General features: G+C 69.0%; 22 protein-coding genes. 19 read left to right on the top strand and 3 right to left on the bottom strand.

Going from position 1 to position 20,323, the window contains the following annotated elements:
• Positions 1 to 12: 12 nt before the first annotated feature.
• Positions 13 to 1,710 carry a long-chain fatty acid--CoA ligase gene (locus BMY35_RS13735; RefSeq protein WP_093199676.1) on the bottom strand — a complete coding sequence of 566 codons (1,698 nt, stop codon included), beginning with the start codon at positions 1,708 to 1,710 and terminating at the stop codon, positions 13 to 15.
• Between the two features lie 239 nt (positions 1,711 to 1,949).
• Here BMY35_RS13735 and BMY35_RS13730 point away from each other — a divergent pair, with 239 nt between their 5' ends.
• On the top strand, positions 1,950 to 2,390 hold the full coding sequence (locus BMY35_RS13730; RefSeq protein ID WP_093199565.1) for an OsmC family protein: 441 nt from the start codon (positions 1,950 to 1,952) through the stop codon (positions 2,388 to 2,390).
• Positions 2,391 to 2,436: 46 nt separating this feature from the next.
• The gene (locus BMY35_RS13725) at positions 2,437 to 3,405 is read left to right on the top strand and encodes a Bug family tripartite tricarboxylate transporter substrate binding protein (RefSeq protein ID WP_093199562.1); all 969 of its coding nucleotides are present in this window, start codon (positions 2,437 to 2,439) and stop codon (positions 3,403 to 3,405) included.
• 25 nt (positions 3,406 to 3,430) lie between these two features.
• Here BMY35_RS13725 and BMY35_RS13720 read toward each other — a convergent pair whose 3' ends face one another.
• Positions 3,431 to 4,150 carry a Crp/Fnr family transcriptional regulator gene (locus tag BMY35_RS13720; RefSeq protein WP_093199558.1) on the bottom strand — a complete coding sequence of 240 codons (720 nt, stop codon included), beginning with the start codon at positions 4,148 to 4,150 and terminating at the stop codon, positions 3,431 to 3,433.
• Positions 4,151 to 4,292: 142 nt separating this feature from the next.
• Between BMY35_RS13720 and BMY35_RS13715 the strand changes: the two genes are divergently transcribed.
• From BMY35_RS13715 to BMY35_RS13665, 11 genes are all read left to right on the top strand, one after another.
• Positions 4,293 to 4,811: an ester cyclase gene (locus BMY35_RS13715; protein WP_093199555.1), complete on the top strand. Its 519-nt coding sequence runs from the start codon at positions 4,293 to 4,295 to the stop codon at positions 4,809 to 4,811.
• Positions 4,808 to 5,581, top strand: coding sequence for an SDR family NAD(P)-dependent oxidoreductase (locus tag BMY35_RS13710; protein WP_093199553.1), 774 nt, complete (start codon positions 4,808 to 4,810; stop codon positions 5,579 to 5,581). Before BMY35_RS13715 ends, BMY35_RS13710 begins: the two co-directional genes overlap by 4 nt.
• A 53-nt stretch (positions 5,582 to 5,634) precedes the next feature.
• Positions 5,635 to 6,708, top strand: a complete 1,074-nt coding sequence (locus tag BMY35_RS13705; protein ID WP_093199551.1) for an MBL fold metallo-hydrolase — start codon at positions 5,635 to 5,637, stop codon at positions 6,706 to 6,708.
• A gap of 31 nt (positions 6,709 to 6,739) precedes the next feature.
• Positions 6,740 to 8,089, top strand: coding sequence for an MFS transporter (locus BMY35_RS13700; RefSeq protein WP_093199549.1), 1,350 nt, complete (start codon positions 6,740 to 6,742; stop codon positions 8,087 to 8,089).
• Positions 8,090 to 8,189: 100 nt separating this feature from the next.
• Positions 8,190 to 8,972, top strand: a complete 783-nt coding sequence (locus tag BMY35_RS13695) for a GntR family transcriptional regulator (RefSeq protein WP_093199547.1) — start codon at positions 8,190 to 8,192, stop codon at positions 8,970 to 8,972.
• The gene (locus BMY35_RS13690) at positions 8,969 to 9,769 is read left to right on the top strand and encodes a transporter substrate-binding domain-containing protein (RefSeq protein ID WP_093199545.1); all 801 of its coding nucleotides are present in this window, start codon (positions 8,969 to 8,971) and stop codon (positions 9,767 to 9,769) included. Before BMY35_RS13695 ends, BMY35_RS13690 begins: the two co-directional genes overlap by 4 nt.
• Positions 9,770 to 9,885: 116 nt before the next feature.
• Positions 9,886 to 10,548: an amino acid ABC transporter permease gene (locus tag BMY35_RS13685; protein ID WP_093199542.1), complete on the top strand. Its 663-nt coding sequence runs from the start codon at positions 9,886 to 9,888 to the stop codon at positions 10,546 to 10,548.
• Between the two features lie 30 nt (positions 10,549 to 10,578).
• The gene (locus tag BMY35_RS13680) at positions 10,579 to 11,232 is read left to right on the top strand and encodes an amino acid ABC transporter permease (RefSeq protein WP_093199540.1); all 654 of its coding nucleotides are present in this window, start codon (positions 10,579 to 10,581) and stop codon (positions 11,230 to 11,232) included.
• On the top strand, positions 11,216 to 11,998 hold the full coding sequence (locus tag BMY35_RS13675) for an amino acid ABC transporter ATP-binding protein (RefSeq protein WP_093199538.1): 783 nt from the start codon (positions 11,216 to 11,218) through the stop codon (positions 11,996 to 11,998). Before BMY35_RS13680 ends, BMY35_RS13675 begins: the two co-directional genes overlap by 17 nt.
• A gap of 224 nt (positions 11,999 to 12,222) precedes the next feature.
• A complete protein-coding gene (locus BMY35_RS13670) occupies positions 12,223 to 12,684 on the top strand; it encodes a P-loop nucleotide/nucleoside kinase family protein (protein WP_093199536.1) in 462 nt (153 codons plus the stop codon).
• Between the two features lie 28 nt (positions 12,685 to 12,712).
• On the top strand, positions 12,713 to 13,219 hold the full coding sequence (locus tag BMY35_RS13665) for a GNAT family N-acetyltransferase (RefSeq protein WP_093199673.1): 507 nt from the start codon (positions 12,713 to 12,715) through the stop codon (positions 13,217 to 13,219).
• Here BMY35_RS13665 and BMY35_RS13660 read toward each other — a convergent pair.
• Positions 13,192 to 14,754: an ArnT family glycosyltransferase gene (locus BMY35_RS13660; RefSeq protein ID WP_177213636.1), complete on the bottom strand. Its 1,563-nt coding sequence runs from the start codon at positions 14,752 to 14,754 to the stop codon at positions 13,192 to 13,194. The genes BMY35_RS13665 and BMY35_RS13660 overlap by 28 nt on opposite strands.
• A gap of 247 nt (positions 14,755 to 15,001) precedes the next feature.
• Here BMY35_RS13660 and BMY35_RS13655 point away from each other — a divergent pair, with 247 nt between their 5' ends.
• The 6 genes from BMY35_RS13655 (at position 15,002) to BMY35_RS13630 (ending at position 20,285) form a co-directional block, all read left to right on the top strand.
• Positions 15,002 to 15,583, top strand: coding sequence for a DUF1439 domain-containing protein (locus BMY35_RS13655; protein WP_093199530.1), 582 nt, complete (start codon positions 15,002 to 15,004; stop codon positions 15,581 to 15,583).
• On the top strand, positions 15,580 to 16,578 hold the full coding sequence (locus tag BMY35_RS13650; RefSeq protein ID WP_093199528.1) for a glycerophosphodiester phosphodiesterase: 999 nt from the start codon (positions 15,580 to 15,582) through the stop codon (positions 16,576 to 16,578). Before BMY35_RS13655 ends, BMY35_RS13650 begins: the two co-directional genes overlap by 4 nt.
• Positions 16,575 to 16,850, top strand: coding sequence for a hypothetical protein (locus BMY35_RS13645; protein WP_093199526.1), 276 nt, complete (start codon positions 16,575 to 16,577; stop codon positions 16,848 to 16,850). The genes BMY35_RS13650 and BMY35_RS13645 overlap by 4 nt, the downstream gene beginning before the upstream one ends.
• Before the next feature lie 24 nt (positions 16,851 to 16,874).
• Positions 16,875 to 17,303, top strand: coding sequence for a hypothetical protein (locus tag BMY35_RS13640; protein ID WP_093199523.1), 429 nt, complete (start codon positions 16,875 to 16,877; stop codon positions 17,301 to 17,303).
• 77 nt (positions 17,304 to 17,380) lie between these two features.
• A complete protein-coding gene (locus BMY35_RS13635; protein ID WP_093199521.1) occupies positions 17,381 to 18,895 on the top strand; it encodes a TolC family protein in 1,515 nt (504 codons plus the stop codon).
• Position 18,896: 1 nt separating this feature from the next.
• Positions 18,897 to 20,285 (top strand): multicopper oxidase family protein, encoded by a 1,389-nt coding sequence (locus BMY35_RS13630; protein WP_093199518.1) that lies wholly within the window; start codon positions 18,897 to 18,899, stop codon positions 20,283 to 20,285.
• Positions 20,286 to 20,323: the final 38 nt, after the last annotated feature.

The following is a 20,323-nucleotide window of genomic DNA, read 5'->3' as shown; positions in this document are numbered from 1 at the left end:
TTCCCGCCGATCTCACTTCGCCTCGCTCTCCGCCTCCTGCAGCAGCCTCCACATCACCTTCCCGCTCCCGCTCTTGGGCAGCGCGTCCACGAACTGCACCTTGCGCGGGATCTTGTAGACCGCCATGTTCTCGCGGCACCAGTCGATGATCTGCTGCTCGGTGGTGTCCTTGTGCGTGGCGCGCAGCACTACCACCGCCTTGACCGATTCGCCGCGGTAGTCGTCCTTGGTCGAGATCACGCAGGCTTCCTGGATGGCCGGGTGGCGGAACATGAGCAGTTCGACCTCTGCCGGCCACACCTTGAAGCCGCTCGCGTTGATCATGCGCTTGAGGCGGTCGGTGATGAAGAAGTAGCCGTCCTCGTCCATGCGGCCCATGTCGCCCGAGCGGAAGAAGCGCTTGCCCTCGAACTCGACGAAGGCTGCCGCGGTGGCGTCGGGGCGCTTCCAGTAGCCCTGGAACACCTCGGGGCCGTGGATGATGATCTCGCCCGATTCGCCGATGGGCATTTCCTTCAACGTGTCGGGGTCGACCACGCGCGCGTCGGTGCTCATGAACGGGATGCCCAGGCACTGCTGCTTGGGGTGGTCCGAGGGGTTGGTGTGCGAGGGCGCGGCGGTCTCGGTGAGGCCGTAGCCCTCCTGGTACTTCAGGCCGTACTGCTCCAGCAGTCGCTGCGCCACCGCCTGCGGCATGGCGGCGCCGCCGCCGCCGATGTAGGTCATGCTCGACAGGTCGTAGTTCGCGAAGTTGGGGCTGGCCATCAGGTCGATGACCATGGTCGGGATGTTGGTCCAGGCCGTGACCTTCCAGCGCGAGATCAGCCGGCCGGCCACGTCGCGGTCCCAGCGCGGCATGATGATCAGCGTGGCCGCCGCCAGGATGGCGGTGTGCATCATGCTCACCACGCCGGTGATGTGGAACATCGGCACCACGGCCAGCACCACCGTCTCCGAGGTCGAGCCGCCCCACATCAGGCCGGCGAAGGCGTTGTGCATCAGGCTCGAATGGTGGTGGATGCAGCCCTTGGGCAGGCCGGTGGTGCCGCTGGTGTAGGGCAGCAGCGCCATGTCGTTGGCGCCCACCACGTGCTCGGGCGGCGTGTGGCCGGCCTCGAGCGCGTCGGTCCAGGCGACGACCTTGCCGCCTTCCAGCTCGGGCAGCGGGTGGCGAGTGGTGAGCCAGTCCTTCCAGGCGGGCGCCGGGGCGTCGTCGCCCGATGCGTCTGCGTCGAAGGCGTCGGTGAACTGGGTCACGATCATGTGGGCCAGCCGCTGCTCGGGCGGCAGCGCGTTGCTGGCCTTGGCCAGTTCGCCAGCCAAGTCACCGGTGATGATGGCCACCTTGGCGTCCGGGTCGGTGATGTAGTGCTTGAGCTCCTCGGCCCGGTTCATCGGGTTGACCGGCACCACCACGGCGTTGGCGCGCAGGATCGCGAAATGCGCGATCACCAGCTGCGGGCAGTTCTGCATGTCCAGGATCACGCGGTCGCCGCGCTTCACGCCCAGCGCATGCAGCGCGCCGGCCAGCCGCTCGGCCTGGGCCGCGAACTCGCGGTAGCTGACGACGCGGCCGAAGAACACCAGCGCGGGCTTGTCGGGATAGCGCGCTGCCGAGGTGGCCAGGTTGTGCCACAGCGAGGTGGCCGGGACGGTGATGGAGTGTGGAAGGCGCTTGGGCCAGAACTTGTGATGCGGGCGTTGTTCCATGATGGGCACGGGCGGGGGGACGGGAGGACGGAAAGAGGGATGCCCGCCAGCCTAAGCCGCCGCGTGCGCCGCTCCCATCGGGGAAGCCCCCGGGGGGCGTCGCCTAGGCGACGCCATTTTTTCTCACATGCCCGGCCGTCCCCGGATGCGCCCTGCGACTACAGACAAGCGCCGTTTCCCGAGCGATACCTGCAGCCTCCCCTCTCCATCCACCCACTCACCCCACCGAAGGAGCTTCCATGGCAGCAGAAAAGCACGCGAGCGTTCACTGGGAAGGCGCAGGCAAGACCGGCAAGGGCCTGGTCAGCACCGAGACCGGCGCCCTCAAGGACTACCCCTACGGCTTCGCCAGCCGCTTCGAGGACGACAAGCGCGGCACCAACCCCGAGGAAATCGTCGGCGCCGCACATGCCGCCTGTCTCACGATGGCCTTCGCCTTCGCGCTGGAAAGAGAAGGCCTGGCGGCCACGAAGATCGACACCCGGGCGGCCGTGCGGCTGGCCAAGGATGGCGAGGGCTTCAGGATCGACCGCATCGCGCTCGAACTCGACGCCAGCGTGCCGAACCTCGACGAGGCGAAGTTCCAGCAGATCGCGGCCGCCGCCAAGGCCGGCTGTCCGCTGTCGAAGGCGCTGGCGAGCGTGCCCGAGATCACGCTGAAGGCCACGCTGGCCGGCTGAGGGCGCTGCCTATGATCGTCTCCTCACAAAAAACAGGAGACGGATCATGAACAAGCCCATCCGGACCGCGCTCGCGGCCCTTTCCCTCGGCCTCGGCGCAACGGCGGCAATGGCCGCCTTTCCCGACAAGCCGATCAAGATCGTCATCGGCTTCCCGGCCGGCGGCCCGCTCGACCAGCACGCGCGCCTGCTCACCGACAAGCTGCAGGCCGTGCTGGGCCAGCCGCTGATCGTCGACTACAAGCCCGGCGCCGGCGGCTCGGTGGGCGCCGACGCGGTCGCCAAGAGCCCGGCCGACGGCTACACGCTGATGCTGGCCAACACCGGCGTTGCGGTGATCAACGGCGCGCTCTACAGCAAGCTGCCCTACAACACGCAGCGCGACTTCGTGCCCATCGCGCGCACCGCCATGCAGCCGCTGGCGCTGCTGGTCACGCCCAAGCTGCCGGTGCAGAACCTGAAGCAGTTCATCGACTACGCCAAGGCGCGGCCCGGCCAGGTCAACTACGGCTCGGCGGGCAACGGCGGCATCAGCCACCTGGTGCCGGAGATGTTCAAGACCGCCACCGGCATCTTCATGGTGCACATCCCCTACCGCGGCAGCGCGCCGGCCTTCACCGACCTGATGGGCGGGCAGGTGCAGTTCATGGCCGAGTCGATCCCGCAGGCGGCCAACTATCACAAGCAGGGCAAGGTGCGCGCCCTGGCCGTGACCAGCCGCGAGCGCAACCCCGCCCTGCCCGACATCCCGACCGTGATCGAGTCGGGCGTCAAGGGCTTCGAGGTGGTCGGCTTCTACGGCTTCCTCGCGCCGAAGGACACGCCCAAGGACGTGGTCGCCAAGCTGAGCGACGCCTTCAAGCAGGTGCTGAACAACCCCGAGGTGCGCGAGCGCATGGTGAGCCAGGGCGCCGACCCGGCCTTCCTGGGCAGCGAGGATTTCGCGCGCTTCCTGGCGACGGAAACCCCGCGCTGGGAAAAGGCGGTGAAGGCATCCGGCGCGCGGATGGATTGAGCCCCACGCCGCCGCCCGGCAAGGCTCAGGGCGACGTGGCCGCGTGCCGCTCCAGCTGCACGCGGTCCAGCAGCTCGATGCTGCGGTAGCGCACGCGCAGCGTGCCGTCTTCCTCCCACAGCTTCAACTGCCGGTTCACGCTCTGGCGCGACACGCCGAGCATGAACGACAGGTCTTCCTGCGACACGCCCAGCAGCGTGCCGCCGCCCTCGCCCGTGCCCTCGGCGCGCGCATCGAGCGTGAGCAGGCGGTGCGCGAGCCGCACCGGCAGCGGCATCAGGATCACGTCGTCGATCCACGCCAGCGCCTGGCGCAGCCGCAGGCACACCAGCCGCGTGAAGGCCATGTGCACGTCGGGATGCTCGGCCACCAGGCGATGGAAATCGGCCGCCGCGACCACCGCCATCTCGGTCGTGTCGACCGCGCAGGTGTCGTAGACACGCTCCCGCCCTACCAGCAGCGACACCTCGCCGAACCAGTGGCCGGGTTCGAGCATCGCGATCACCGCCTCGCGCCCGCCCGGCGCGACCACGCTCACGCGCAGCGAGCCAGAGACGACGCCGAAGAGCGCATCGGGCGACGAGCCCTTGTGGAAGAGCGATTCGCCGCGCGCCAGCGTGCGCCGGTGCGCCACCGCGAGCAGGCGCTGCTGCACGTCCTCGGCCAGCCGCATGTCGCCGTTGTGCACCGGCGAAGGCTGCGCGTCCGGCGGCGTGTCGGGAAATGAAGGGGGCGTGCGTGGCATCGCGGGTTTGTCCGTAGCGGCGATTGCCAACACCGGACAGTCTTGTTTCAGGGGCGTGCCGATAGTACGCAGCGAGCCCGGATAGCCGCATTCGCGGCAACCCGATGTCAGCAGCCAATCCTGTCACATGGAGCACACCCCGATGAGCAACGACAACACCCCACGCACCGAACTCCAGGCCCACCGCGAGCGCCTCGTGCTCGACCACTTCGCCGACGAGACCCGGCAAGACTTCGACGCGGTGCTCGGCACCTTCCCGCATCCGCACTACGAGCTGATTCCCAGCGGGGAGGTGCACGACGGCATGGCCGAGGTGCGCCAGTACTACATCGACACGCGCCGCGCATTCCCGGACCAGCGCCACGAGATCATCCAGCTGCGCCACGCCGACGACTCGGTGGTGGTCGAGTTCTGGCTGCTGGGCACGCACAAGGGTCCGCTCAAGGGCCTGCCGCCGACCGGCAATAGCTTCCGCTGCCGCATGAATGCCTTCTTCATCTTCGAAGGCGACCGACTGGTGTGCGAGCGCGTGTACTTCGACACGCTGACGATGCTTCGGCAACTGCTCGCGGGCGTCCCGGCGGAACATGTCGCCGCGCTGGTCGGCGGGCTGCTGGGCCAGCCGGCCGCGGCTCGCGCACCCGAGACGGCTGCGGCATGAGCGCGCTGCGCGGGGACGCGCTCGTGGGCCGGCATGCCATCGTGACCGGCGGCGCGCGCGGCATCGGACTGGCGATCGCTCGGCGATACCTCGCGGCCGGCGCGAGCGTCGCGTTGTGGGACCTCGATGCGCCAGCGCTCGCCGATGCCCTGGAAACGCTCGCGCCGCTCGGCACCGCCACGTCGGCAGTCGTCGACGTGCGCGACGAAGACCAGATCGCCCGCGCATCCGCGCAGTCGCAGGAACGCTTCGGCGGCATCGACATCCTCGTCAACAACGCCGGCGTGCTCGGGCCGACCGTGTCGGCCTGGGAACACACGCCCGCGCAGTGGCGCAGCGTGCTCGACATCAACCTCACGGGCGCATGGCTGTGCTGCCGCGCGATCGTGCCGGCGATGCTCGCCCGGCGGCGGGGCCGCATCGTGAACATCGCCTCGGTCGCCGGCAAGGAGGGCAACGGCTTCAACGCCGCGTACTCCGCCTCGAAGGCCGGGCTCATCGCGCTCACAAAGTCGCTGGGCAAGGAGCTGGCCTCGTCGGGCGTGCTGGTGAACTGCATCACGCCCTCGGCCGCCGACACCGAGGTGTTCGCGGCCGTTCCTGCCGAACACCGTGAACAGCTGCGCACCGCCCTGCTCTCGCGCGTGCCGATGGGGCGCTTCGTCGAGGTCGACGAGGTGGCGGCCATGGCCGCCTGGCTCGCGTCGGACGACTGTTCCTTCAGCACCGGCGCGGTGTTCGACATCTCGGGCGGACGCTCGATGTACTGAGCGCGCCCCATCCATTTCGCTTCGCTTCCTTCGAGGCAGACAAGGAGACCCACATGATCCGAGACCCAGAGCCCTCCGGGCTCGCGCAGCTGGCGGATTTCGACGGCGCGCGCGACGCCGCCATGCCGCAGGACCGCCTGCGCGCCATCCGCCACGCCGCCGAAGGGCTGCGCGAGCGCCTGCTCGATGCGCCGCCGGTGCGCTTCGCGCGCAGCTTCAACCTGCTGCGCATTCCGTACCCCGCGTGGTTCGCCTTCACCGGCGTGTACTCGCAGCAGTTGCTCAAGCCGCACATGGTGCATCTGCTGGCGCGCACCGTGCTGATCCAGTACGACGACTTCGAGGGCCGGCTGCGCACGCTGCTGTTCACGCCGGCCGACTTCGAGGCAGGCAACGAGACGCCCTACTTCAAGCGCCTGGCCGAGCAGACACCGAAGTTCCTGCACAAGGCGATCGCGCCGGTCTACCAGACCGTGCCGCAGGCGCTGGCGAGCTGCGGCATCTCGCCGGAGCAGATCGACTACATCACCTACGACCACCTGCACACGCAGGACCTGCGCCGCTGGCTGGGCAGTGCCGGCATGCCGGGCATGCTGCCGAACGCGAGACTGCTGGTGCACCGCCAGGAACTCGCCAGCGTGCACGGCCTGCTGCCGGTACAGGCAGAGTGGTACTGCCCGCACGGCCTCGACGGCATCCCGGCCGAACGCATCGTGCCCTTCGACGGCAGCATCCAGCTCGGCCGCGGGCTGGCGCTGGTGCACACGCCGGGCCACACCGAGGGCAACCACTCGCTGGTCTACCGCAGCGGCGACGGCCTGCGGGTGAGCAGCGAGAACGGCGTGTCGGCCGACAGCTGGGCGCCGCTGCAGTCGCGACACAACGGCATCCGCCGCTATGCGAAGGCGACCGGCGCGGAAGTGATCCTCAACGGCAACACGCAGGAAAGCAGCAACGACCAGTACCTGTCGATGGTGCTGGAGAAGACGCTCGCCGGCACCTCGGCCGCGCACGGCTTCAGCAACGTGGTGCCCTCGGCCGAATGCACGCCGCACTGGCTGTTTCCGGGCGCGCCCACCAGCCACCTGTGGGGCGAGACCAGCCACGGCACGCCCACCGTCGCCTGAAGCCGACCGGAAAAACGAAGGAGACAAATCGATGAACACCGCCGCCCTGGCCACCGCCGACCCGCGCTCGCCGGACATTTCGACCGATGCGAGCGCGCGCGACGACGCGGCCCTCTTCCGCAAGATCACCTGGCGCCTGATGCCGCTGCTGTGCGCCTGCTACGTGCTGAACTACCTGGACCGCACCAACGTAGGCTACGCCCAGCTGCAGATGAAGGACCAGCTGGGCTTCAGCGACGCCGTGTTCGGCCTGGGCGCGGGCATCTTCTTCATCGGCTACGCGGTGTTCGAGATTCCGAGCAACCTGATGCTCGCGAAGATCGGCGTGCGCGCGACTCTCCTGCGCATCATGGGCCTGTGGGGGCTGGCGTCGGCCGCGATGATGTTCGCGACCACGCCCACGCAGTTCTACGTGCTGCGCTTTCTCATCGGCGTGTTCGAGGCCGGCTTCGCGCCGGGCGTGCTGTTCTACCTGACGCTGTGGTTTCCCTCGCACCGCCGCGCGCAGGCCACGGCGCTCTTCTTCATGGCCTTCGGCGCGGCGCCCATCGTGGCCGGGCCGATCGCCGGGCTCACGATGACGTATCTCGATGGCGTGCTGTCGCTGCGGGGCTGGCAGTGGCTGTTCCTTCTCGAAGGGCTGCCGAGCGTGCTGCTGGGCGTGGCGGCCTTCTGCTGGCTGTCGAACAGTCCTTCGCAGGCGGCCTGGCTGTCGGCGGCCGAGAAACAGCGCGTGGCCCGCCTGCTTGCCGAGGATCAGGCCGCGCACGGCGCCGCCGGGCGCCACACCTTCGGCGCGGCGATGCGCGACGGCCGGGTCTGGCTGATCGGATTCATGTCCTTCCTGATCATCCTGGGTATCTACGCGCTGTCGTTCTGGCAGCCCACGATCCTCAAGTCGATGGGGCTGAGCGTGCTGCAGATCGGCTTCTACTCGGTGATTCCGGCGCTGGCGGGCATCGCGGCCAACATCGTCGTGGGCCGGCATTCGGACCGGCGCAAGGAGCGCCGCTGGCACTTCGCGCTGAGTGCCGTCGTCGGAGCCGCCGGGCTGGCGCTGACCACGCTCTTCATGCACAACGCCGTCGCCGCCGTGCTGTGCCTGTCGCTGGCGGCCATGGGCATCTCGGCGGCATTCACCGTGCTGTGGGCGGTTCCGGGCAACTTCATGTCGAAGAGCGCCGCGGCGGCGGGCATCGCGCTCATCAGCACCATCGGGGGCAGCGCCGGGCTGGTGGCGCCGATGATGGTCGGCTGGCTCAAGACGCTGACGGGCAGCTTCACCCCCAGCCTCTACGTGCTGAGCGGGGCGCTGGTGCTGTCGGCATTGCTCATGCTTGCAGCGCTGCCGGCCAGCGCGCTGGGCCGCGCCCGGCACTGAACCGGCGCACGCCGCGAGGGCCCCGCACCGGGGCCGTGCTCCATTCAGGTGCGCAAATCTTGCATACCAGTTGGCACAGAAGCTGCTGGTATGCAGGCCTATGGCCATTTCCGCATCCGAAATCAGTGCACGCATCGTCGAGGCGGTGATGGCGCAGAAGCTCGCGCCGGGTTCGCGCCTGGGCGAGCAGCAGCTGGCGATGCTGTTCGACTGCAGCCGCACCATCGTGCGCGAGGCCCTCACCCGGCTGGCGGCGCGCGGCATCGTCACGGTGAGCGCGCGGCGCGGCTGGTTCGTCATCGAGCCCTCGCAGGACGAGGCACGCGAGGCCTTCGAGGCGCGGCGCGTCATCGAACTCGGCCTCATCCGCAGCGCGGGCACCGCCGGCAAGATCGAGAAAACCGCCCTGCGCCAGCTGAAAGCGCACCTGCAGCGTGAAAAGGCCGCACTGAAAGAGAGCGACGTCGGCAACCGCAGTTTCCTGCTGGGCGACTTCCACGTGTGCCTGGCCGAGTGCCTGGGCAACACGCTGCTGGCCGACACGCTGCGCGACTACACGGCCCGCACCACGCTGATCGCCATGCTCTACCAGTCTACGCACGACGCGGTGCAGTCCTGCGAAGACCACGTGCAGATCGTCGCGGCGCTGGAGCGCGGCGACCACGCCGCCGCCGAGGCGCTGATGGCCGAGCACATCGGCACGGTGCAGTCCGCCCTTCGCGTGCAGGCCCCCACCGATCCGCTGGCCCAGCTGCGCGACGCGCTGGCGCCGCTGCAGAACACGGCCGCGCCCACTGCGCCCGCCACGCCCAAGGGCAAGCGCCGCAAGCCCGGCGCGTCCCCCGATTCCGATTCTTCGACTTACCTAGGAGCCCTGCTATGACCTTCTCTGCTTCCAAACGCCGCGTCGCCCTGGCGCTCGCTTCCGCCGCCATGCTGGCCTCGGCCGGCGCCGCGCACGCCCAGAACGCGCTGGACAACGTGCTCAAGGCCAAGACCATCAAGATCGCCGTGCCCACCGACTACCCGCCCTACGGCTCGGTCGACAAGAACATGAAGCCGCAGGGCCTCGACGTGGAGATGGCCGAGCTCATCGGCGCCAAGCTCGGCGTGAAGGTCGAGCTGGTGCCCGTGACCAGCGCCAACCGCATCCCGTACCTGCAGACGAAGAAGGCCGACCTCGTGATCTCCACGCTGGGCAAGAACGCGGAGCGCGAGAAGGTGATCGACTTCTCGTCGGCCTACGCCCCCTTCTTCCAGGCCGTGTACGCCGCCAAGAGCATGAAGCTCACCAGCTTCGCCGACATGGCCGGCAAGACCGTCGCCGTGACGCGCGGCGCGATGGAAGACCAGGAGCTGAACAAGGTGGCGCCGCCGAACGTCGACTACCGCCGCTTCGAGGACAACAACGCGACCATCGCGGCTTTCGTGGCCGGCCAGACGCAGACCATCGCGACCAGCGCCGCGGTCGCCGGCGACATGCTCGCCAAGAACCCGAAGGTGAGTGCCGAGTTCAAGCTGCTGCTGAAGGACAGCCCCTGCTTCGTCGGCGTCGCCAAGGGCGAGACCGCGCTGAAGACCAAGGTCAACGAAATCATCGCGGCGGCCAAGAAGGACGGCACGCTCGACGCCATGTCCAAGAAGTGGCTCGGCAAGGCCGCCGGCGACCTTCCCGTCTGAACGGGCACTCCCCCATGCTTCGCGCACTTCGTGTCGCTGCGCACACCCCCTCGCCGGGGGCAACGCCTGCGGCCCGGCGAAGCCGGTTCCGCGGCGTTCCACGAACAGACTGACCTATGAACATCGAGTTTGATTTCGGTGCGGTGCTCTCCGAGTGGCCGCTGCTGCTTCGCGGCGTGGCGTGGACCGTCGGCCTGACCGCCATCGGCACCGTGCTGGGCATGATCGTGGGCACCTTCTGCGCGTGGGCGCGTGCCGACGGGCCCAAATGGCTGCGCGCCGTCGTGGGCACGTACGTGGAGCTGATCCGCAACACGCCCTTCATCGTGCAGCTGTTCTTCATCTTCTTCGGGCTGCCGGCGGCGGGCGTCAAGCTCACGCCGGAGGTGGCCTCGGTGATCGCGATGGTGCTGAACCTGGGGGCCTACTCCACCGAGATCATCCGCGCCGGCATCGAGGCCACGCCCAAGGGGCAGATCGAGGCGGCCGTGAGCCTGGCGCTGAGCCGCTCGCAGGTGTTCCTGCGCGTGGTGCTGCCGCCGGCGCTGAAGAAGGTGTGGCCCGCGATGGTGAGCCAGATCGTCATCGTGATGCTGGGCTCGGCGGTGTGCGGCCAGATCTCCACCGAGGAGCTGAGCTACGCGGCCAACCTGATCCAGAGCCGAAACTTCCGCGCCTTCGAGGCCTTCATCGTCGCCACGCTGGTCTACCTGGCGCTGTCGGTGGCGCTGCGGCGGCTGCTCGACTGGGCGGGGCCGAAGTTCTTCTTCGGCCGCTGAGCGGACACGGCAAGAAAGCCCCTTTTCATCATGGCTGACTTCTCTCTCTGGGACATCCTGCGCAACCTGCTGCTGGCGCTGCGCTGGACCGTCGTTCTCTCGCTCATCGCCTTCATCGGCGGCGGCATCGTGGGCGCGCTGCTGCTCTTCCTGCGGCTGCGCGGCGGCAAGGCGATCGGCAAGGTCGTGGGCCTGTACGTGCAGCTCTTCCAGGGCACGCCGCTGCTGATGCAGCTGTTCCTGGCCTACTTCGGCATCGCCCTCTTCGGCATCGACGTGTCGGCGTGGACCGCCGCCAGCGTGGCGCTCACGCTCTACACCAGCGCCTTCCTCACCGAGATCTGGCGCGGCTGCGTGGCCTCGATACCGAAGGGGCAGTGGGAGGCCTCGGGCAGCCTCGCGCTGAGCTTCGGCGAGCAGCTTCGCCACGTGATCCTGCCGCAGGCCGTGAAGATCGCCATCGCGCCCACCGTGGGCTTCCTGGTGCAGGTCATCAAGGGCACGGCGCTCGCGTCGGTGATCGGCTTCGTCGAACTCACAAAGGCCGGCAGCATGATTTCGAACGCCACCTTCAAGCCTTTCGTGGTGTTCAGCTGCGTGGCCCTGCTTTATTTCGTGCTGTGCTTTCCCGTGAGCCTGTACGCCAAGAACCTCGAGAGGAAATCCCATGGCCGCCGTGCTTGAACCGCAACAACAACCCGCCACCACGGTGGGCTCGCCCATCGTGCGCATCACGGCGCTGCGCAAGTCGTACGGCACCAACGAGGTGCTCAAGGGCATCGACCTCGACGTGAAGCGCGGCGAGGTGATCGCCATCATCGGCAAGAGCGGCTCGGGCAAGAGCACGCTGCTTCGCTGCATCAACGGCCTGGAGGTCTTCCAGGAAGGCTCGCTCACGGTGGACGGCAAGCCGCTGCTGCACGAGAGCGCCATGGCCATGCGCGAGCTGCGCCAGCGCGTGGGCATGATCTTCCAGAGCTTCAACCTGTTCCCGCACCTCACGGTCGGCAGGAACGTGATGCTCGCGCCCACGCTGGTGAAGAAGCGCAGCAGCCTCGAAGCCGCCTCGCAGGCGCGCAAGCTGCTCGCGCGCGTGGGCCTGGCCGAGAAGTTCGACGCCATGCCCGACCAGCTCTCCGGCGGCCAGCAGCAGCGCGTGGCCATCGCCCGCGCGCTGGCGATGGAGCCGGCCGTGCTGCTGTGCGACGAGATCACTTCCGCGCTCGACCCCGAGCTGGTGGGCGAGGTACTGCGCGTGGTGGAGTCGCTGGCCGACGAGGGCATGACGCTGCTGATGGTCACGCACGAGATGAGCTTCGCGCGCAAGGTCAGCGACCGCGTGATCTTCATGCACCAGGGCCGCGTGCACGAGATGGGACCGCCGGCGGAGCTGTTCGGCAATCCGCAGACGGCGGAGCTGAAGCAGTTCCTGTCGTCGCTGCACGACTGACGACCGCGCAGGCCGGCGTGGGCTATCCTCCTCCCGTGGCCTGCCTGTACATCGCGTCGATCATTCGCATCATCCCGAGAAGGATGGTGGGTTAGCGCGCAGCTTCACAGGCACATTCCACGCGACCCGCCCCAGGAGGCGGGTTTTTCGTTTCCCGGGGTGCTCTTCAAGACCCATCCAGCAGGAGAAACGAATTGACCGCCACATCCACCCCCGTGCTTCACATGGTCTGCGGCAAGATCGGCGCCGGCAAGTCGACGCTCACGAAGCAGCTCGCAACGGCGCCGGGCACGGTGCTGATCAGCGAGGACGCATGGCTCGCGGCGCTCTACCCGGGCGAGATCCGCGAACTGCCCGACTACGTGCGCTGCGCGGGCCGACTGAAGCAGGTCATGGCGCCCCACGTGGCCGGTCTGCTCCAGGCCGGCGTGTCGGTGGTGCTCGACTTTCCCGCCAACACGGTGGCCAGCCGCCAGTGGATGCGCGGCATCTTCGAGGCGACCGGCGCGGCGCACGCGCTGCACTTCCTCGACGTGCCCGACGCGGTCTGCAAGGAGCGCCTGCGCGCGCGCAACGCGAGCGGCACCCATCCCTTCGAGACGACGGACGAGCAGTTCGAGCTGATCACGAGCCACTTCGCCGCGCCGTCGCCGCAGGAAGGCTTCGACGTCGTGAGGCATGCCTGACGCCCAGGGCCGCTATGCTCCGTGCCCCATGCAGATCGAACAAGCCAGGCCCACCGAAGCCGCCACCGTCGCGGCCGTGTTGAACGAAGCCGCGCAATGGATCGCCGCCGAGGGCCGGCCGCTGTGGTCGGCGGCGGACGTCGCCCTCGAACGCATCCAGCGCGACACCGATGCCGGCAGCTACTTCATCGCTCGCAGCAACGGCGACGTGGCCGGCGTCATGCGGCTCGACCTCGAAGATCCGCACTTCTGGCCCGAGATCGAGGCCGGCACATCGCTGTACGTGCACAAGCTCGCGGTGCGACGCGCAGCCGCGGGGCAAGGCGTGCCCCTGCAGCTGCTGGCCTTCGCGCGCGAACGCGCCCGCGGCATCGGCCGGCCCTTCCTGCGGCTGGACTGCGTGGCCGACCGGGCGCCGCTGCGCTCGCTGTACGAGCGCTTCGGCTTCTCGCTGCACAGCGTGATCCGCAAGGGCGAATCGTCCTTCGCCCGCTACGAACTCGCGGTTCAGTCGCCCGACAGCTCGTCTTCCTGAGCCGGGGGGTCGGGTTCGGGCTCGGGCTGCTGCACGCTCCACCACAGCTTGCCCGTCACCCAGTGCCGCTCCAGGCCGGGCGGCGGCGCGGAGTTCTCGTCGCCCACCCACAGCACGCCGTGCCGGCGGATCTGCGCGACGCTCAGCCATGGGCTGGCCGTCATGTCGCCGTCGAGCAGGACCAGCGGCCGCTCGGGCATGCGCAGCGCGAAGGCGCTCGCGATCCGGGCGGAGCCGGCGACGATCCTGACCGGGCCGCCGAGCACGGTACGAGCCGGCGGCCCGATCCGCGCGGCAAAGTGCTCCGAACGAAACCCGGCGGACCTGCTCTTCGACAGGCCCAGGCCGCTCATCGGCGACATCACCCAGGTCATGGCGAACAGCAGTATCTGGACCGCGAGGAAGCCGGTCACGGCGTCGCGCCGTTCGATGCGGTGCCACCGGCCCTCGGGGAGAAAGAGCATCAGCGCCGCGCAGGTGAAGGACATGAAGGCGGTCCCCCACTGGAACTGGAGGTCGGCGCCGGTGACGAGGCCGATCAGCACGATGGTCAGCAGCGGCAGCAGCCCCCAGATGAGAAGGAAGACGCGGGCGTCCGGAGCGACGGCTGGAACCGGGTCGGGCGAAGCGGGCACGGTTTCGCGCCTCGTCTTCCACAGCAGGCCGGCCGCCAGCAGCAGCGCCGGACTCAGCCTGTTGCACTGGTCGGCAAGCCAGTGCACCGCGTGGGCCGCGCGCTGCGCGCAGGCCATCGCGGCGCCCAGCGAGGTATGGGCCGCGTAGCGGAACGGAAGGAAGTCGTGCGCCACCAGCCACCAGAGATGGGGCGCGAAGACCACGGCCGCGACCAGCGCGGCGTTCAGCAGGCCGCGCAGGTGCAGCGGATCGCGCCAGCCGCGCTGCGTGAGCCAGAAGACGATGACGCACAGGGCGGCCAGCACGACCTGGTACTTGGCCAGCGCGCCGAGCCCGAGCATCAGCCCCAGCGCGAGCCAGGCCCTCGGCGATCGGTCCGCGAAGGCACGCCAGCAGAACCATGCGGCCGCCGCCACGAACAGGAGCAGCACCGTGTTGTGGTTGTAGAAGTTGGTGCGGCCGCTGTAGTAGGTGATGCTCAGCGAGCCGAGCATGGCCAGGGCCGCGAAATGCCTGCCGGCCAGCTCGCGCACCAGCCGCCATGAAATCAGCAGCGCCCCCGAGATGACCAGCGCGCCCGCGGCGCCGACCACCCATTCGTGAATGCCGAAGAGCTGGACCAGCGGCCAGATCATCATCGTGGGCAGCGGCGGATGCTTGTGGTAGCCCCACTCGATGGAGCGCACCCAGACGAGCTGCTCGACCGAGTCGGTGGGCGGCGACCAGCTCAGGGCCATGAGGACCGAAACCCAGGCCACCGCCCAGACCGCCATCCACGCCACCGCGTCGGGCAGGTGGGCGTTCGCGGAACGACAAGGCGACGATGCCGGGGCGTCGCGGGTTTCCAGGCCGGTCGGGCGACCACCCGCATCCCCGGAGCTGTCGGGTTGAAGCAGCATGAAGAGCATCCGTGTGAGGAGGAAACGGGCAGGCGCCGAGGCTGCTCCGCCGCTCGCATGGGTTGGCATTTCCACCGCGCGGGAAACGCTGCCTGGTGCGCAGGCGGGAATATAGACACTATTTACTACGGCACTTTGCAATTCAGACAGAAAACTTTACGAACCGTTAAAAAACCGCGCCCATCCTCCCCCGCCTTCTTCGCCGCGTCAGGGAAGCGGCCCACGCCTGTGGCAAGCTCCGAGAAGCATGAACATTCGTAACCTGCATCCCACCTCCCGCCGCCGGCTCCTGCGCGCGCTGCTGGGCGCCGCAGCCCTGCAGGCGCCCTTCGCGGCACTGGCCGGCTTCAATTTCTTCACCAGCGAATACACGGCCAGCCGCGACGAGCTGCAGTCGCAGATCGCCAAGCGCTTCCCGGTGGCCGAGCGCTACGCCGAGATCTTCATGGTCGGCCTGCGCGACCCGCAGCTGGGCCTGAACGCGCAGGCCAACCGCGCGGCCATCACCGCCACCCTGACCATCGCGAGCCCCCTGCTGGCCGCCTCGCCGGTGCAGGGCGTGGTGTCGGTCAGCAGCGCGCTGAAGTACGACGCCAACGCGCGCGCCCTGCGGCTCGACCAGCCCAAGGCCGAGCGCCTCGAGCTGCAGGGCGTCGAGGGCCGCGACGCCGAGCGGCTGCAGAAGGTGGGTGCGGTGGTCGCCCAGGAACTGCTGCAGGGCCAGGTGCTGCGCAGCTTCACGGCCGACGAACTCACGGTCGGGCGCAAGACCTACGAGATCGGCGACATCACGGTGCAGGACAACGGGATCAAGGTGCAGCTCAAATGAAGACATCCGCCCTCCTCGCCGGCGCGCTCGTCCTGGCCGGCTGCGCCGCCATCGCGCCCACGGCCCGCCAGCACTTCGACCTCGAGGCCCATCGCGGCGGACGCGGGCTGGCGCCCGAGAACACGCTGGCCGCGTTCTCCAACGCCATCGACATGGGCGTGACCACGCTGGAACTCGACATCGGCCTCACCGCCGACGGCGTGGTCGTGATCTCGCACGACACATCGCTCAACCCCGACCACACGCGCGACGCGAGCGGTGCCTGGCTGGCACCGAAGAGCGGCGCCCCGATCCGCTCGCTCACGCTGGCGCAGTTGCAGAGCTACGACGTGGGCCGCCTCGACCCGGCGAGCAACTACGGCAAGCAGTTCGCGCTGCAGATTCCGCGCGACGGCGAACGCATTCCCACGCTGGCCTCGCTCTTCGAGCAGGTGCAGGCGCGCGGCGCCGACGCGGCCACGGTGCGCTTCAACATCGAGACCAAGATCGATCCGTCGAAGCCCGACGAGACTGCCGCGCCCGAGCCGATGGTGCGCGCGCTGCTCGCCGAGATCGACAAGGCGAAGATGGCCGACCGCGTGACCATCCAGAGCTTCGACTGGCGCACGCTGACGCTGGTCGGCAAGCTCGCGCCGCAGATGCCGCGCGCCTACCTCACGACGCCCCGCACGCTGAAGGACAAGCGCTGGACCGACGGCTTCGACCCGGCGAGCTTCGCCTCGGTGCCGCAGATGGTCAGGGCGGCGTCGGCCAACGCGCCGAGTCCGGTGATCTGGTCGCCGGCCTTCGCCGACCTGACGCCGGAAGTCATCAGGGAAGCGCAGAAGATCGGCATGAAGGTGCTGCCCTGGACCGTGAACCAGCGCGCCGACATGCAGCGGCTGATGGACTGGGGCGCGGACGGGATCATCACCGACTACCCCGACATCCTGCGCGACCTGATGCGCGAGCGCGGGCTGTCGCTGCCGCCACCGGGAAAGAACAGCAAGTCATGAGCGCCGCGCTGCAACTCGACGCCATCGCCGTGCGCATCGCGGCCCTGCGCGATGGCGGCGGATCGATCACCACGCTGTCGAACGAGGCCCGCGCCAGCACCGAGCTGCTGGGCGCCCTCCCCCCGCGCTACGGCGAGGTGCTGCTGAACCTGCTCGACCGGCTGGAGTCGGGCGCGCTCTTCAGCGAGGAAAGCTGTTCCTTCAGCCAGAAGGACCTGCTCGACAACCTGCAGGTGTGGGCGGACAAGGCCCGGAACCAGCTGGTGTATTGAGGCACCGGTTTATCATCCCGCCCCATGCGCACCCTGCTGCTCGCCATCATGATCGTCCTGCTGCCCGTTCGCGGCTGGCTCGGCGATGCCATGGCGGTCGAGATGGTGCGGCATTCGCTGCCGGCGGCGATGGCGATGGCTTCGCAGGAAGCTGCGCCCATGGCGACCGCGGCGGCCGAAGCCCATTGCCACGAGGCGATGGATGCCGGCGGCAGCGACATGAGCATGGACATGTCCTCCCATGGCAGCAGCCATGACGGCAGCAGCTCCGATCACTCCGATCACCAGGGCTGCGGCACCTGCACCGCATGCCAGGTCTGCCACACGGTGGCGCTGGGCGGCCTGCCCCTTGCCGACACCGTGAATGACGTCCCCCGCATGCAGCCCACGGCGCATGCCGCGCGCTTCGTCAGCGCCGAGCCCGTTTCGGGCCTGAAGCCACCCATTTCCTGATCTCCCTGCCCGTAGTCCGTCCGCAGTGAGCCCGTTCCGGCCCGCCGCGTCCGCCGTATTGCTCATGGAGATCGAACGTGAATTCCCCTGTCCGCCGGCAGCCTGCCGGCCTCCTTCGCTATCGGAAGCGTAGCGAACCGGATTCGCCTGCAGTTCGCAGGCCCCCGCTTTCATTCATCAGGTCCGGCGCCGCGCTGGCCGCCGCGCTGGTGCTCGCCGGCTGTGCGAGCCTCTCGCCGGACGGCGGCAGCGCCGACGTGCAGGCGCTGGTCGGCAACAACCCGCTGATGGCCGGCGCCACGGCGCAGCGCACGCCCGACGAAGCCTCGCAGAAGAGCGTCGACGCGCTGCTCGCCAGGCCGCTCGACGTCGAGGCCGCGGTGCGCATCGCGCTCATCAACGGCCCGCGCGTGCAGGACGCCTTCGCCACCCTGCAGCTGAGCGACGCCGACCGCGTGCAGGCCGCGAGCCTGCCGAACCCGGTGCTCTCCTTCAGCCGCCTGGCGCAGGGCAGCGAGCGCGAGTTCGAGCGGATGCTCAGCTTCAACGTGCTGGGCCTCGTCACGCTGCCCTGGCAGGCCCGATGGGCCGGCCAGCGGCACGAGGCGGCCAAGCTGCAGGCCGCGCAGAGCGTTCTGGTGCTGGCGGCCGACACCCGCCGCGCCTGGGTGCGCGCGGTGGCGGCGCAGCAAAGCGTGGCATACCTGCGCGACGCGAAGGAAGCCGCCGAAGCCGGCGCCGAACTCGCGCACCGCATGGCCCAGGTCGGCAACTGGAGCGCGCTGCAGCGCACGCGCGAGCAGCTGCTGCTGGCCGATGCCGCCGCGCAGCTGGCACGCGCAGAGCAAGCGGCCGTGGCTTCGCGCGAGCAGCTCACGCGGCTGATGGGCCTGAGCGGCGAGCGCGCCGCCAGCTACACGCTGCCCGATCGCCTGCCGCCGCTGCCGAAGGCACCGCCCGAGCTCGGCGACGTACAGGCGCTGGCGCTGCGCGACCGGCTCGACGTGCGTTCGGCGCAGGCGCAGAACGCCGCCGTGGCCGGCTCGCTCGGCCTCACGCACGCCACCAGCGTGATCAACGCGATGGAACTCGGCGTGGTGCGCAACACCACCTTCGACAACGACGCCGACCGCACGAAGAAGACCAAGCGCGGCTTCGAGCTGGAGCTGCCCATCCCGATCTTCGACTGGGGCCAGTCGCGCAACGGCCGTGCCGAGGCGCAGTACCTGCAGTCGGCGGCCCGCGTGCGCGACGTGGGCGTGCTCGCCGCGAGCGAGGCGCGCGAGGCATGGCAGGGCTGGAACACGGCCTATGCGCTGGCCCGCCGCTACCGCGACGATGTGCTGCCGCTGCGCAAGAAGGTCAACGAGGAGATGGTCCTTCGCTACAACGGCATGCTCGCCAGCGTCTGGGAACTGCTCGGCGAAACGCGCGCCAGCATGCTCGCGGTGAACGCGGGCATCGAGGCGCAGCGCGATTTCTGGCTGGCGGACACCGATCTGCAGCTGGTGCTCACGGGCAGCTCGCCCGGTGCAATGACGGCGCCGCAGACCGCGGCGGCCGGCGATGCCCCCGCAACGGGAGGCCACTGAAATGAACCGTCGAAACTTCTTCGCGGGCGCGGCCACGGCCGTCGCCGCCACCACCGTCAGCCGCGTGTCGATGGCAGCGCTGCCCGAACCCGTCTCCCAGGGCTCCACCGCCACCGCGCCGCCGCTGGTGCCGCCGAACGGCCGGCCCTACAACCCCGTCGTCACGCTCAACGGCTGGACGCTGCCCTGGCGCATGAACGCCGGCGTCAAGGAATTCCACCTCGTCGCCGAGCCCGTGGTGCGCGAGATGGCACCCGGCTTCAAGGTCAACATGTGGGGCTACAACGGCCAGTCGCCCGGCCCGACCATCGAGGTGGTGGAAGGCGACAAGGTCCGCATCTTCGTGACCAACAGGCTGCCCGAGCACACCACCGTGCACTGGCACGGCCAGCGCCTGCCCAACGGCATGGACGGCGTGGGCGGCATCACGCAGCCGCACATACCGCCGGGCAAGACCTTCGTCTACGAGTTCACCGCGCGCCGCCCCGGCACCTTCATGTACCACCCGCACGCCGACGAGATGGTGCAGATGGCGATGGGGATGATGGGCTTCTGGGTCACGCACCCGAAGGCCGAGCACCCGCTGATCGAGAAGGTCGACCGCGACTTCTGCTTCCTCCTCGGCAGCTTCGACGTGGAGCCCGGCAGCGCCACGCCCAAGGTCAACACCATGACCGACTTCAACATCTGGAGCTTCAACAGCCGCGTGTTCCCGGGCATCGACACGCTCAACGTGCGCAAGGGCGACCGCGTGCGCATCCGCGCGGGCAACCTCACGATGACCAACCACCCCATACACATCCACGGCCACGAGTTCGAGGTGACCGGCACCGACGGCGGCCCCGTGCCGCGCACCGCGCGCTGGCCCGAAGTGTCGGTGGACGTGGCGGTGGGCCAGATGCGACAGATGGAGTTCATCGCCGACGAGGAAGGCGACTGGGCGCTGCACTGCCACAAGTCGCACCACACCATGGGGCCGATGGGCCACGACGTGCCGACCATGATCGGCGTCGACCACAAGGGCGTGGCCGAGAAGATCCGCAAGCTCGTGCCCGACTACATGGTGATGGGCGACAAGGGCATGGCCGACATGGGCGAGATGGAGATGCCCATTCCCGACAACACCGTGCCGATGATGACCGGCACCGGCCCCTTCGGCTCGGCCGAGATGGGCGGCATGTTCACGCTGCTGAAGGTGCGGCGCGACCAGAAGCCGGGCGACTACCGCGATCCGGGCTGGTTCAGGCATCCGGCGGGCACGGTCGCGCGCGAAGTGCCGAACGCGAACGTGCCGCCGGCTACCCGCAAGGAAACGCCTGCGTCGCCGAAGGGCGGCAAGCCCGACGCGACCGTGCGCAAGCCCTCGGGGCACGACGCGCACAACCACTGACCCCTTCTCCTCTCCTCCTTTCTTTACGGAGCTCACCT

This window comes from Variovorax sp. YR750 (assembly GCF_900109805.1).
Lineage (GTDB): Bacteria > Pseudomonadota > Gammaproteobacteria > Burkholderiales > Burkholderiaceae_C > Variovorax > Variovorax gossypii.
The sequence above is the reverse complement of the archived record's forward strand: the minus strand, read 5'-3'. Positions and strand labels throughout refer to the sequence as shown.

Coding starts and splice junctions, on each gene's coding strand:
- BMY35_RS13735 (WP_093199676.1), bottom strand. CDS start 1,710: ATGGAACAACGCCCGCATCACAAGTTCTGGCCCAAGCGCCTTCCACAC.
- BMY35_RS13730 (WP_093199565.1), top strand. CDS start 1,950: ATGGCAGCAGAAAAGCACGCGAGCGTTCACTGGGAAGGCGCAGGCAAG.
- BMY35_RS13725 (WP_093199562.1), top strand. CDS start 2,437: ATGAACAAGCCCATCCGGACCGCGCTCGCGGCCCTTTCCCTCGGCCTC.
- BMY35_RS13720 (WP_093199558.1), bottom strand. CDS start 4,150: ATGCCACGCACGCCCCCTTCATTTCCCGACACGCCGCCGGACGCGCAG.
- BMY35_RS13715 (WP_093199555.1), top strand. CDS start 4,293: ATGAGCAACGACAACACCCCACGCACCGAACTCCAGGCCCACCGCGAG.
- BMY35_RS13710 (WP_093199553.1), top strand. CDS start 4,808: ATGAGCGCGCTGCGCGGGGACGCGCTCGTGGGCCGGCATGCCATCGTG.
- BMY35_RS13705 (WP_093199551.1), top strand. CDS start 5,635: ATGATCCGAGACCCAGAGCCCTCCGGGCTCGCGCAGCTGGCGGATTTC.
- BMY35_RS13700 (WP_093199549.1), top strand. CDS start 6,740: ATGAACACCGCCGCCCTGGCCACCGCCGACCCGCGCTCGCCGGACATT.
- BMY35_RS13695 (WP_093199547.1), top strand. CDS start 8,190: ATGGCCATTTCCGCATCCGAAATCAGTGCACGCATCGTCGAGGCGGTG.
- BMY35_RS13690 (WP_093199545.1), top strand. CDS start 8,969: ATGACCTTCTCTGCTTCCAAACGCCGCGTCGCCCTGGCGCTCGCTTCC.
- BMY35_RS13685 (WP_093199542.1), top strand. CDS start 9,886: ATGAACATCGAGTTTGATTTCGGTGCGGTGCTCTCCGAGTGGCCGCTG.
- BMY35_RS13680 (WP_093199540.1), top strand. CDS start 10,579: ATGGCTGACTTCTCTCTCTGGGACATCCTGCGCAACCTGCTGCTGGCG.
- BMY35_RS13675 (WP_093199538.1), top strand. CDS start 11,216: ATGGCCGCCGTGCTTGAACCGCAACAACAACCCGCCACCACGGTGGGC.
- BMY35_RS13670 (WP_093199536.1), top strand. CDS start 12,223: ATGGTCTGCGGCAAGATCGGCGCCGGCAAGTCGACGCTCACGAAGCAG.
- BMY35_RS13665 (WP_093199673.1), top strand. CDS start 12,713: ATGCAGATCGAACAAGCCAGGCCCACCGAAGCCGCCACCGTCGCGGCC.
- BMY35_RS13660 (WP_177213636.1), bottom strand. CDS start 14,754: ATGCTGCTTCAACCCGACAGCTCCGGGGATGCGGGTGGTCGCCCGACC.
- BMY35_RS13655 (WP_093199530.1), top strand. CDS start 15,002: ATGAACATTCGTAACCTGCATCCCACCTCCCGCCGCCGGCTCCTGCGC.
- BMY35_RS13650 (WP_093199528.1), top strand. CDS start 15,580: ATGAAGACATCCGCCCTCCTCGCCGGCGCGCTCGTCCTGGCCGGCTGC.
- BMY35_RS13645 (WP_093199526.1), top strand. CDS start 16,575: ATGAGCGCCGCGCTGCAACTCGACGCCATCGCCGTGCGCATCGCGGCC.
- BMY35_RS13640 (WP_093199523.1), top strand. CDS start 16,875: ATGCGCACCCTGCTGCTCGCCATCATGATCGTCCTGCTGCCCGTTCGC.
- BMY35_RS13630 (WP_093199518.1), top strand. CDS start 18,897: ATGAACCGTCGAAACTTCTTCGCGGGCGCGGCCACGGCCGTCGCCGCC.